The sequence below is a fragment of the Phyllobacterium sp. NPDC097923 genome (assembly GCF_044760925.1).
Classification (GTDB): Bacteria; Pseudomonadota; Alphaproteobacteria; order Rhizobiales; family Rhizobiaceae; genus Phyllobacterium; species Phyllobacterium calauticae.
Window position 1 is genome coordinate 337,506 of the sequence record NZ_JBIWBL010000002.1, and the last position, 11,026, is coordinate 348,531.

Genomic DNA, 11,026 nt, shown 5'->3' on the forward strand with positions numbered 1-11,026 from the left:
CAAAAGGAGATTGCCATGTTGCCGAAGGGCAGGCCCCGTGCCTTTGACCGTGATGCTGCGCTGGAACGCGCGATGCGCGTTTTCTGGCAGAAAGGCTATGACAGCGCTTCCATGAGCGATCTGACCGAGGCCATGCAGATCAACGCGCCAAGCCTTTATGCGGCTTTCGGCAGTAAGGCCGGCCTGTTCAGGGCGGCGGTGGAGCTGTACACCGGTCAGGTCGGGCAGCGCATCAAGAACGCTTTGCCGATGGCGGCCACGGCAAAGGAGGGTATTGCCGATTTTCTCAAGCAGACCGCAATTTCGCACACGCATCCCGGCCAGCCGCATGGATGCATGGTCGTGTTGGGGGCGCTGCATGGTGAGGAGGGTACGGACACACCGTGTTCCCTTTTGCGCGAGCGCCGCCTCGAGAATGTAACGCTTTTGCGCGAGCGGTTGGAACGCGGGGTGCGCGAAGGCGAGCTTTCCGCAAAGGCCGATCTGCAGCAGATCGCAGAGTTCTACGCCACCGTACAGCATGGGATGTCGATCACCGCCCGCGACGGGGCAACGCTGGATCAGCTGGTGAAAACCGCACATGCGGCCATGGCAGCCTGGGAGGGGCTGACGGCAACCCCGGGATAGAATGATCGAAGACCGGCCTTCGTCAGGATTTAGACGGTCGCGGATGCGGGATTGTGATGCCCTTCGTGTTCTCCTCGTCCCAATTCTACGCCGGGGCGTTCGACAAACAAATGAACGGCCAGGGCCCAAAGCACCAGGCTGACAAGAACGCCGAGGATGGCAATCCAAAAATTGACGTCAGACGTCATCGCAAAATCGCGGAAGGGCTGGGCGGCAAACAGCGCATACAGAACCAGCCCCTGCATCATGTAAACCGCATAGCTGATTTCGCCGAGCCTGATGCAAGGCTTTGCAATGAGGAATCCGAACAAATCTGCGCCGCTGATCAGAAAATAAAATGCGAGGCCGAGAAGCACCGCCACCTCCGGCCGGTAAGCGCTGCCGTAAAGCAATATAATGGCAATCAGGCATCCGGCGCACAGGACGGATAAAACAAACTTTGGCAGCTTGAGCAGATAGCCGGAGGCCTCGAGCGAAGCGCTGACCATCCCACAGGCAAAGAAAACGTAAAGGACCAGGGTCGAACTGCCGCTCATGAGAGCGAGAGCCAGTGCCGTCAACAATGTCACGATCGCAAAAGGCAGATGGGTGCGCGCCTGTCTGGCGAAGATGGCTAGAGCAGGCAAAGCAAAATAGAACTGCCATTCATATTGCAGCGTCCACGTAACGCCTGCCAAAATTGTTGCTGAACTCGGTTCATCGTTCATCCCGGTGAACGGAAAGATTCCGATGGCCATGTTTTGGATGATCTGAAGAAGGTATTGCGACAGCGGTATCTTCAGGACACCGCCGGACTTCCAAAAGATAATTGCGACAGCGAGAGAAACTGCCAGGCAATAAACGGGCGCAAGCCTGAAAAATCTGCCCTTCATCAGTTCAGCAAAGTCCAGACGTCCCTTTGAGCGGACAATTTTCGCCCAGAATAAATAGCCGGTTATCATGAAAAAACATGCAACACTGACCTGCCCGATAAGCGTGTAGAACCGTGAGGGTGGAGCCTGCCATACACCCGACCGGATGAACTGATAGTAAATTACGGAATGGTGGATCGCCACTCCCAGCGCGAGAAACCCGCGGACACCGTCAATGGCATTCACACGAACCGCCGTCGATTTGAAGCCGGCCCGATCAAAGCCCGGAAGATATGTCAAAAGCATCAGTAGGGCGAGGCACACGAATGTCGGCCAAATCGAATATACGGTCATGAATGTACCCGCGTAATACTTGATCCAAGCACCCTGTGGTGGCTGGTTGTGATGCGTGAGAGATGATTGCCGTCAAACGGCAAAGAGGTGGGTAAATGATGTATCGGGCGTTCGCTGTTTTTTAAAGTCGTGTTCTTTCTTTGCAAGCGCAAAAACAAAAACGGGCGGCTGTGAGCCACCCGTTTTGCAGTCTTGCGATGCGGTAAAGCTTACTCGCTGGCAGCAGCTTCTTCAGCAGGTGCTTCGGCAGCGGCCTTGGCGGCTTCTTCAGCGGCCTTTGCAGCTTCAGCTTCAGCGGCAATCTTTGCCTTCGCGTCTTCTTCGGCCTGCTTGGCCATGGCAACGCGTTCCTGAGCCTTCTTGCCCGGAAGACCCTTTTCAGGGTTGCTGCGCGTGTCGCGCTTGGCAATGCCAGCCTGATCGAGGAAGCGCAGAACGCGGTCGGTTGGCTGCGCGCCGTGGCCGATCCAATGCTGGATGCGGTCAGCGTCGAGCTTGACGCGATCGCCGTCCTTGGGAAGCATCGGGTTCCATGCGCCAACCGTTTCGATGAAACGGCCATCGCGTGGGGCACGAACGTCAGCAATGACGATGTGGTAGTAAGGGCGCTTCTTGGAGCCGGCACGTGCCAGGCGGATTTTCAGTGACATGGGGTATTCTCCTGTTGGTTAGTTCGCGGCGTTTTCTTTGGCCGCAGTTGTTTCGTGATGTCTGATCACTTCCTTGACGATGAAGTTGAGAAACTTCTCGGCAAAATCCGGGTCGAGGTCGGCCGACTGGGCGAGGGCGCGCAGACGTTCGACCTGTTGTTTTTCGCGCGCGGGATCAGCGGCTGCGAGGCCGTTTTTGGCCTTCAGCACACCCACGGCTTTGGTGCAGCGGAAACGTTCCGCCAGCATGTGGATCAGCGCCGCATCGATATTGTCGATGGAGGCACGCAGTTCGAGCAATTCTTTTGGCAGAGAGGAAGACGTCATGATTATCCCTTCTTCTTCGGCAGGCCGGGAAGCCCGCCACCAAGGCCGGGCAAGCGCGGGAGGCCGCCGCCCAAACCACCACCGAGGCCACCCGGAAGACCGGGAAGACCACCACCCTTACCGAAGCCTGCGGCTTCCGCCTGCTTCTGCAAGGCCTCAAGCTGTTTCGGGTCCATCTTCGAGAGGTCAGGCATGCCGCCCATACCACCCATGCCGCCGAGACCCATCTTGGCACCAAGGCCGCCCATCATCTGTTTCATGATGCCGCCTTTGCCCTTGCCGCCCATCGCCTTCATCATATCCGCCATCTGGCGGTGCATTTTGAGAAGCTTGTTGATATCGGCGGCATTGGTGCCGGAGCCCTTGGCGATGCGCTGCTTGCGCGAATGTTTGAGCAAATCCGGATTGGTGCGCTCGGCCGCAGTCATGGAGGAAATGATCGCGAGCTGGCGCTTGAAGATGGAATCATCGAGGCCGGCTGCGGCCATCTGATCCTTCATCTTGCCCATGCCGGGCATCATGCCCATGATGCCGCCCATGCCGCCAAGCTTCTGCATCTGGCCGATCTGGTCTGCCAGATCGTTAAGATCGAACTTGCCGGACTGCATCTTCTTGGCCATCGCCGCGGCTTTTTCCGCGTCGATGTTTTCAGCTGCCTTCTCGACCAGCGAAACGATGTCGCCCATGCCGAGAATGCGGTCGGCGATACGGCGGGGGTAGAATTCCTCCAGCGCATCCATCTTTTCGCCGGTGGCAATCAGCTTGATCGGCTTGCCTGTGACGGCGCGCATCGAAAGCGCGGCGCCGCCGCGGCCGTCACCATCCATGCGTGTCAGGACGAGACCGGTGATGCCGACGCGCTCGTCGAAGGAGCGGGCGAGGTTGACGGCGTCCTGACCGGTCAGCGCATCGGCGACGAGCAGGATTTCATGCGGATTGGCCTTTTTCCTGATGTCGGCCATTTCGACCATCAGCGGCTCGTCAATATGCGTGCGGCCCGCGGTATCGAGAATGACGACGTCATGGCCGCCAAGCTTGGCAGCCTGCACGGCGCGTGCGGCGATCTCGACCGGTGTCTGGCCGGCGATGATCGGCAGCGTGTCGACGCCGGTCTGCACGCCGAGCTGGCGCAACTGTTCCTGGGCGGCTGGACGGCGCGTGTCGAGCGACGCCATCAGCACTTTCTTCTTCGACCGTTCGGTCAGGCGCTTGCCGATCTTGCCCGTCGTGGTGGTTTTACCGGAGCCTTGCAGACCAACCATCATGATGACGACGGGCGCCGGGGCATTCAGGTCAATGGTGACGCCTTCCGCGCCGAGCATGTCAACGAGTTCGTCATGGACGATCTTGACGACCATCTGGCCAGGCTTGATGCTTTTCAGAACTTCGGCACCAACCGCCTTGGCGCGAACCTTATCCGTGAATGAGCGGACAACATCGAGGGCAACGTCAGCTTCGATGAGGGCCCGGCGCACTTCGCGCAAAGCCGCCGCGACGTCGGCATCCGACAACGCGCCACGGCCGGTCAGGCCATTCAAAATCGAACCTAGTCGTTCCTGTAAGCTCTCAAACATCCGTTTTCCTTTATCCTTCCGGGAACCGTTTCCCCGAGAGGTAAGCATCCTCCGCGCCAAAGCCCATAGTTAAAATGCGGCTCAAAGCAAAATTGCACCCGAGGGCGCATCGCGCTGTCGGGTGTTGACCTCCGGGATCGTCGAACCCTTGCGGGGTCCCGGTCGGCTGCTCGGAGTTTGGAACTCGTCGCGGATTGATGGGCGGCTTAAACAGGAAATGCGGCTCAAAGTCAAGACAAGGGCATCAAGCGCGCTTTTTCAATCCTGCCGCTTCACGCAAGGCCTCGTCGATACGGCTCTGCCAGCCGGGACCGCCGGAACGGAAATAATCGAGCACGTCGGGGCTGAGACGGATGGAAACTGGCGTCTTGGTGATATCCGCGACCGGCCTGCCCGGCCTGCGCTTGCTCAATTCGGTAATGAGCACCGTGTCCGGATCCTCCAGCGCAGCCTTGGTCAGTGCTGCATCTTCTTCGGGAGTAAGCGACTCAGCACAGGCTTTTGCCGCTGCGATGGCTTCTTCACGGGTCTTCGGCTTATAAACCCGCTGTGAAACGGTCATGGTTACCAATCCGGTTTTCGGATCGAAAGCAATGTGCGTACCTGAGGTATCCAGTTTCTTATTGGGCATAATCATTTGCCTCCTTCCGAGACGCTCTGAGTAATGAAATAACGCGAATGGATGTTCCTCTAAATAATTAATGTATATACGAAAATACAGGTAGCTGGGCTGGAAAATTGCAGCCATTTTACAATGAAAGTGGAACGGTGCTGCTTATCAATACGTCTAACGCGGCCGCCGAATCAGGTTGTATGCAGCAATTCTAGGTTGTGACGAGCCCAGTGCTTATGGGCTCGCTCACGGTCTTCAAAATGCCTTCGAATAGCGTCAAAAGCCCAAAACCGGGTCAAAATAAACGGAATTGACGCGGTTTCGCCAAATGTCGCCGGATTCTGCCAGATGACAGCGGATCAGAAAAATGGCAGATAGGTTCAAAGAAGATTCAACTTTTAAGGAGATTTCCATGGCATTTGTTGCCAAAGCCAGGTTCTTTGCAGGAGTCGCCGCAGCGGTTTTTCTGACCGCAGGTGCGGCGCAGGCCGCCGCCCAGTGCGGCAACAACTCCGCCGGATTTCCGGCATGGGTTCAGCAGTTCAAGCAGGAAGCCCAGTCGCAAGGGATCGGCAGCAAAGGCCTCAACGCGCTCAACAACGTGACCTATTCCACGAAGACAATCGCGCTGGATCGCAATCAGAAGAGCTTCAAGTACTCGCTCGAAAAGTTCCTGCAGGTTCGCGGCGGACAGACCATCGTCTCGCGCGGCAAGAAGCAGAAGGCGCAGAATGCGGCGCTCTTTGCCAGCATCGAAAAGCGTTATGGCGTGCCAGCCGGCCCGATCATCGCCATCTGGGGCATGGAAACGGGCTTTGGCGCCTATATGGGTGACCAGCACACCCTGTCTGCCGTATCGACGCTTGCCTATGACTGCCGCCGCAGCGACTACTTCCGCCAGCAGCTTTATGCGGCTTTGAAGCTGATCGATCATGGTGATCTGGCACCCGATGCGCGCGGTGCTTTGCACGGCGAAATCGGCCAGACCCAGTTCATGCCCGCCAACGTGCTGAAGTACGGTGTCGATGGTGATAGCAGCGGTCACATCGACATGGTGCGCTCCAAGGCCGACGCCCTGGCATCCACTGCAAATTTCCTGGTTGGTCATGGCTGGCAGCGGGGCGCCGGCTATCAGCAGGGCGAGCCGAATTTCGCAGCGATTCAGGGTTGGAATGCCGCCACGGTTTACCAGCAGGCGATCGCGATCATGGGTGCACAGATCGACGGCAAATAAGGCCTTCCTTCCGCTCTATCACGTTCAAAAGGCCGGTGTGTTCGCACCGGCCTTTTGTTTAGAAGCCTTCACAGGTCTCGCCGATGGCGCCTTGGGCACTGGCGCTGATCTTGCCATCGCGGAAGCTGAACATCTCACGCGTATAGGTGGTGTTTTCGGGGAATTCGTAGCAGACGAGAATGGTCATCCTGCCGTTCTCCATCCCCTCAAGCCGATGCTTCACCTTGGTGTCTTTTGCCGCACTCTCCCATTCGGTGAGTGAAGCGAGGAATTCGCTTTTGTTCAGTTCGACTTCCTGGTCTTCCAGCACAATTGTTGCATCATCCGTCAGAAGATCGGCGAATTCGGCCCGGTCAACCGTTGCAAGCGCCTTGTACCAGCGCTCGACAAGAATCTCTGGTGCATCCTCGGCAAGCGAAGGCACCACGAGGCTGAAAAGCAGCGCGACGGCGATCACCAGTTTCCGCATGGGCTACTGTCCCGGCTGCAGGTCGACCAGTTCAGGGTCCGGGCGCAGGAAATCCCCGGTTTCAGGGTTCATCACCCAAAGCTCGCCGGTCGAGATATCGAACCAGGCACCATGCAGGGTGAGGCGTCCCTTCTTTTCCAGGATATCGACACAGGGAAAGCTGCGCAGGTTCCGCAGGGAGTAACGGATGGAAATGCGCTCCAGCGCCGTCTGGCGCTCGAACGGGGTCATCAGTTCATTCGCAGCGATGGATTCCGCGGCCGGTGCCACAAGGCTCATCCATTTGCCGATGAAGTCACCGGGTGAAAGCGGCTTGCTTTCCGTATCGAGCGCCGCCTTGATGCCGCCGCAACGGCCATGCCCCAGAACAACGATATTTTTCACCTTGAGGCTTTGCACGGCAAATTCGAGCGCGGCCGATGTCGCGTGGTACTCGCCGTCAGGCTCATAGGGCGGCACCAGATTGGCGACATTGCGGATGACGAAAATCTCGCCGGGGCTGGTGTCGAAAATGATTTCGGGGGCGGCGCGGGAGTCGCAGCAGGCGATTACCAGCGTTTCAGGGGTCTGGCCTTGTTCGGCCAACTGGCGGTAGCGCAGGGTTTCATTGGCATAACGCTGCGCCATGAAGGTGCGATAACCGGTGAGCAGTCTCTCAGGAAGCATGGTCATGATGGTGCATTAATCCCGATTGAAAGGAAGATCAATTGGTCTTGTGTCGGTAGACGCAATGCTGAAATGCGAGACCCCAGAATAGGGCCATTTCACGGCATGTCACCGGAATTGCGGAACCACGCCCCGTGTCGAAACGGCGCAGGTCAGGCCCGGATGCCTTTGCTCGGGTGCGTAAGGCGGCGCATCTGGATCATCGCCATCGGGCTGGACAGGCTGGAAGCATCCGCTTCCAGCATCAATTCGTCGGCGCCGCGCTTGGCCGAACGCGCCATGATCTCAAAGACCGACGCGGTCGTCCGCTGCAAAATCTGCTCGTGGTCGAGGCCAGCCAGCATGCGCGCCAGGAAGAGTGCCGACGTCAGGTCGCCGAGCCCGTTCGTCGGGCCGGTGACAAGGCGGTGCTCTGCCAGCATGGCGAAGGAATGGGTGACCAGAAGATTGCCCGTGCCGCCAGCCAGCATCGGATGGGCCGAGGTTACCAGCATCGTGCCGGGGCCGGCATGCAGCGCCGCCTGCATGATCGACTTGTTATCGGGAAGGTCGGCTCCGGCGAGCCAGGCCAATTCGAAACGGTTGGGCGTGGAGATATCGGCGAGAGGCATCAGTTCATCGCGAATGCCGATGGCTGTGGCTTCGGGAACATAAAGGCCTTTCGTGTCGCCGATCACAGGATCGCAGAGGTAAAGCACATCCTTGTTCTGGCTTTTGACCTTCTTGACGAGGCGGGCGACGGATGCCGCCTGCGCGGCATTGCCGAGATACCCTGTCATGATGGCGCGCACTTCGCCCAACCACGGCGCGCGCTCCAGATCGGCGATCAGATCGTCGAACTGTTGGGGTTCCGGCACAATGCGCTTGGCTGGCCCGTGCCCGGGATGCCATGGCAAGACGACCGTGGGTACCGCCCAGACCGGATGTCCGAGAGTCTCAAGCGCAAACACCGCCGCACGGTTGCCAACGGAACCGCGCACCACGTGGCTTGAAATGACGATGACAGCATTGGACGAGGGAGCAACAGAACCGGTCATGGGAATACTCGTAAAGGAGTTCGGAAAAGCGGGATGAGTGTGCAGACTCAGCTTTTGCCGGTAACAGAACTGATCAACCAGATAAACATGGCGAGCAATACAAGCAATCCCAGAAACCGGCCGATGCGTGTCCCCCAGATTTCTATCGGATCGCTGGCATCGGCATCTTGCGCGGTGAAATGCCCCTTGGTTCTGGCAACGGTGCGGTCGATCACGGTTCCGCTGCCGGCATTGGACTCGTGGTTGACGCGTTCCAGAATCCGCGCCGATTCTGTTACAGTCTGACGTTCTTTGTCATTGGCAGCCATGGCGATTCCGCTTGATCCCTGTTGCAAGGCAGCATAGCGCTTTGCCAGTTCCTTTTGCAGCAAAAAATGGCTACGCTCAGCCTGCTTCGTTCCAAAACGGCCAGCCGGTCGGGAAAATGAGTGTTGAGGAGAGGGTTTTATGCAGAAAATGGCGTCGTCGTCCGGCTTTTTGCCACGCAATGTTTTTTCGGTTCTTGCGCTTGCCATCCTCGTGCCGCTGCTTTCCGCATGCGGCTTCAATACAATTCCGACCAATGAAGAGCAGGCCAAGGCCGCATGGAGCGAGGTGCTCAACCAGTATCAGCGCCGCGCAGACCTGATCCCGAATCTGGTCGAAACCGTCAAAGGTTATGCGGCTCAGGAAAAGGACGTGCTGACATCCGTGGTCGAGGCACGCGCCAAGGCGACGTCGGTGCAGGTGACGCCCGATACGCTGAAGGACCCCAATGCATTCAAGGCCTTCCAGGACAATCAGGCCAATCTCACCGGTGCCCTGTCGCGGCTTCTGGCGGTTGTCGAAAACTATCCCGACCTCAAATCCAACCAGAACTTCCTGGCATTGCAATCGCAGCTGGAAGGTACGGAAAACCGCATAGCCGTTGCCCGCCGTGATTATATCGAGGCGGTGCGCGTTTATAACACCTCGCTGAGAACCATGCCGACGATCATCTGGACGTGGATCTGGTACACCGGCAGCCAGCCCTATCAAACCTTCACCATCGACGATTCCGCCAAGCAGACGCCTCAAGTCAAATTCTAGGCTTTCAGAATGCGCACCATGCGCCAAAGCGCGGTCAATACGATGCGACGTCCCATCTTGATGCGGATTTCGCATGGTCTGCTGTTGATTCCGGTTCTGCTTGGGCTATTGCTGGGCGGCGCCTTTGCGGCTGCGCTGCCGGCCCTGACGGGGCGTGTGGTCGACGGCGCAAATGTCATCGATGCGGCAACGCGGGATGCCATCACCCAGAAGCTGGCGGCATTCGAGGCGAAGTCATCAGACCAGGTCGTCGTCGTAACGGTTCCAAGCCTTGATGGAGAGGCGATCGAGCCCTATTCCAACCGGCTTTACCGCGCCTGGGCGCTTGGCCAGAAGCAGGAAAACAACGGCGTCCTTCTGGTCGTCGCTCCCAGTGACCGCAAGGTGCGTATCGAGGTCGGCTATGGGCTGGAAGGAACGCTGACGGATCTGTTGTCCAGGCTGATCATCGAGAATGCCATTATTCCGGGCTTCCGTTCGGGCGACTATTCCGGCGGCATAGCACGGGGGGTCGACGATATACTGACCGTGCTCTCCGGCGATTCAGCCGAACTCCAGGCGCGGGCAAAGCGGAATATCCAGAAGGAATCCTCCAACATCGACTGGTTCGGGGTGATTTTCATCTCGATCTGGGTGCTGATCTTCTTCGGTGGTTTCGGCATGGCGATCATGGCATCGGTTTTCGGCCAGAAGATCGGGCCCGGCCGTTACAAATGGCTTGGCATGACCATCGATACACGATCCTCCTCGGGCGGCGGTTCCGGTGGAGGATGGTCATCGGGTGGTGGCGGTTGGTCTTCCGGCGGCGGCGGGGGCGGCGGCTTTTCCGGCGGTGGCGGTTCGTCCGGCGGCGGCGGCGCTTCGGGAAGTTGGTAGGAGAGAGCATGTCAATGATGAGCGACGAGGATCACGCCCGCATTGCCGAGGCGATCCGTGATGCGGAAAGCCGGACCAGCGGCGAAATCTACGCGGTGCTCGCTCGCCGCAGCGACAGCTATTTCTTCGTCGCCGGTTTTGTGATCACCGTTGCCATCCTCATTGCGGCCGTCGTGGTCGCACTGGCGGCCCACTGGTACTGGTTCACGATTTCACTGCCGCTGTTCGGTCTGGCCATTCTCGCGGCGTTTCTCACCGCTATCCTGCTGATCCGGCTGGTCCCCGGCCTTGGCATGCTGTTCGTGCCCAAGCGCATTCTCTATCAGCGCGCGCACCTCAATGCGGTTCAGCAATTCCTGTCGCGCAATGTTCACCTGACGGAAAAGCGCACCGGCATTCTGCTCTTCGTGTCGCTCGCCGAGCATTATGCGGAGGTCGTGGCAGACGCGGGCATCAATGCGCGCGTGCCGCAGGAGGAATGGAACGGCATTGTCGCAATCCTGACAAACCATGCGGCGCTGGATGATCATGCCTCCGGCTTCCTCAAGGCCATTCGGCATGCGGGGCAATTGCTTGAAACACACTTTCCGGCAGGTCCCGACAACGTCAACGAGCTCGATGACCATCTGGTGGAACTGTAGCCGGTCCAAATGTCATGCGAATTTTACCTCCGACGTGCA

General features: G+C 58.3%; 14 protein-coding genes. 5 read left to right on the plus strand and 9 right to left on the minus strand.

Annotation, left to right across the window (positions count from 1 at the left end):
* Positions 1–15: 15 nt before the first annotated feature.
* On the plus strand, positions 16–627 hold the full coding sequence (locus ACIQWS_RS14015) for a TetR/AcrR family transcriptional regulator (RefSeq protein WP_403180165.1): 612 nt from the start codon (positions 16–18) through the stop codon (positions 625–627).
* Positions 628–656: 29 nt separating this feature from the next.
* Here the strand turns inward: ACIQWS_RS14015 and ACIQWS_RS14020 are convergent, their stop codons facing one another.
* From ACIQWS_RS14020 to ACIQWS_RS14040, 5 genes are all read right to left on the minus strand, one after another.
* Positions 657–1,832, minus strand: coding sequence for an acyltransferase family protein (locus ACIQWS_RS14020; protein WP_403180168.1), 1,176 nt, complete (start codon positions 1,830–1,832; stop codon positions 657–659).
* 209 nt (positions 1,833–2,041) lie between these two features.
* Positions 2,042–2,482: a 30S ribosomal protein S16 gene (gene rpsP, locus ACIQWS_RS14025; protein ID WP_105734266.1), complete on the minus strand. Its 441-nt coding sequence runs from the start codon at positions 2,480–2,482 to the stop codon at positions 2,042–2,044.
* 18 nt (positions 2,483–2,500) lie between these two features.
* Positions 2,501–2,809, minus strand: coding sequence for a chorismate mutase (locus ACIQWS_RS14030; protein WP_223613835.1), 309 nt, complete (start codon positions 2,807–2,809; stop codon positions 2,501–2,503).
* A gap of 2 nt (positions 2,810–2,811) precedes the next feature.
* Positions 2,812–4,383 (minus strand): signal recognition particle protein, encoded by a 1,572-nt coding sequence (gene ffh, locus ACIQWS_RS14035; protein ID WP_346305174.1) that lies wholly within the window; start codon positions 4,381–4,383, stop codon positions 2,812–2,814.
* 244 nt (positions 4,384–4,627) lie between these two features.
* Positions 4,628–5,014: a BrnA antitoxin family protein gene (locus ACIQWS_RS14040; RefSeq protein ID WP_346305173.1), complete on the minus strand. Its 387-nt coding sequence runs from the start codon at positions 5,012–5,014 to the stop codon at positions 4,628–4,630.
* A 394-nt stretch (positions 5,015–5,408) separates the two neighbouring features.
* Between ACIQWS_RS14040 and ACIQWS_RS14045 the strand changes: the two genes are divergently transcribed.
* Complete coding sequence (locus tag ACIQWS_RS14045; protein WP_346305172.1) at positions 5,409–6,230, plus strand: lytic murein transglycosylase; 822 nt, start codon at positions 5,409–5,411, stop codon at positions 6,228–6,230.
* Positions 6,231–6,288: 58 nt separating this feature from the next.
* Here ACIQWS_RS14045 and ACIQWS_RS14050 read toward each other — a convergent pair whose 3' ends face one another.
* The 4 genes from ACIQWS_RS14050 to ACIQWS_RS14065 all read right to left on the minus strand — a co-directional run bounded on the left by ACIQWS_RS14050 (position 6,289) and on the right by ACIQWS_RS14065 (position 8,890).
* Entirely contained in the window at positions 6,289–6,699 is a 411-nt protein-coding gene (locus tag ACIQWS_RS14050) for a nuclear transport factor 2 family protein (protein ID WP_403180175.1), read from the minus strand.
* A 3-nt stretch (positions 6,700–6,702) separates the two neighbouring features.
* Positions 6,703–7,371, minus strand: a complete 669-nt coding sequence (locus ACIQWS_RS14055) for a carbonic anhydrase (protein ID WP_346305170.1) — start codon at positions 7,369–7,371, stop codon at positions 6,703–6,705.
* Positions 7,372–7,517: 146 nt separating this feature from the next.
* On the minus strand, positions 7,518–8,402 hold the full coding sequence (pdxY, locus tag ACIQWS_RS14060; RefSeq protein ID WP_223613828.1) for a pyridoxal kinase PdxY: 885 nt from the start codon (positions 8,400–8,402) through the stop codon (positions 7,518–7,520).
* Positions 8,403–8,449: 47 nt separating this feature from the next.
* Positions 8,450–8,890, minus strand: coding sequence for a hypothetical protein (locus ACIQWS_RS14065; RefSeq protein WP_403180181.1), 441 nt, complete (start codon positions 8,888–8,890; stop codon positions 8,450–8,452).
* On the opposite strand from ACIQWS_RS14065, the gene ACIQWS_RS14070 reads away from it, so the two are divergent.
* Genes ACIQWS_RS14070 through ACIQWS_RS14080 form a run of 3 tightly spaced genes read left to right on the plus strand, consistent with a single transcriptional unit; the run spans position 8,850 to position 10,987 of the window.
* Entirely contained in the window at positions 8,850–9,470 is a 621-nt protein-coding gene (locus tag ACIQWS_RS14070) for a LemA family protein (RefSeq protein ID WP_403180184.1), read from the plus strand. The genes ACIQWS_RS14065 and ACIQWS_RS14070 overlap by 41 nt on opposite strands.
* Before the next feature lie 60 nt (positions 9,471–9,530).
* Positions 9,531–10,346, plus strand: coding sequence for a TPM domain-containing protein (locus ACIQWS_RS14075; RefSeq protein WP_403181013.1), 816 nt, complete (start codon positions 9,531–9,533; stop codon positions 10,344–10,346).
* 8 nt (positions 10,347–10,354) lie between these two features.
* Positions 10,355–10,987: a TPM domain-containing protein gene (locus tag ACIQWS_RS14080; RefSeq protein WP_403180188.1), complete on the plus strand. Its 633-nt coding sequence runs from the start codon at positions 10,355–10,357 to the stop codon at positions 10,985–10,987.
* Positions 10,988–11,026: the final 39 nt, after the last annotated feature.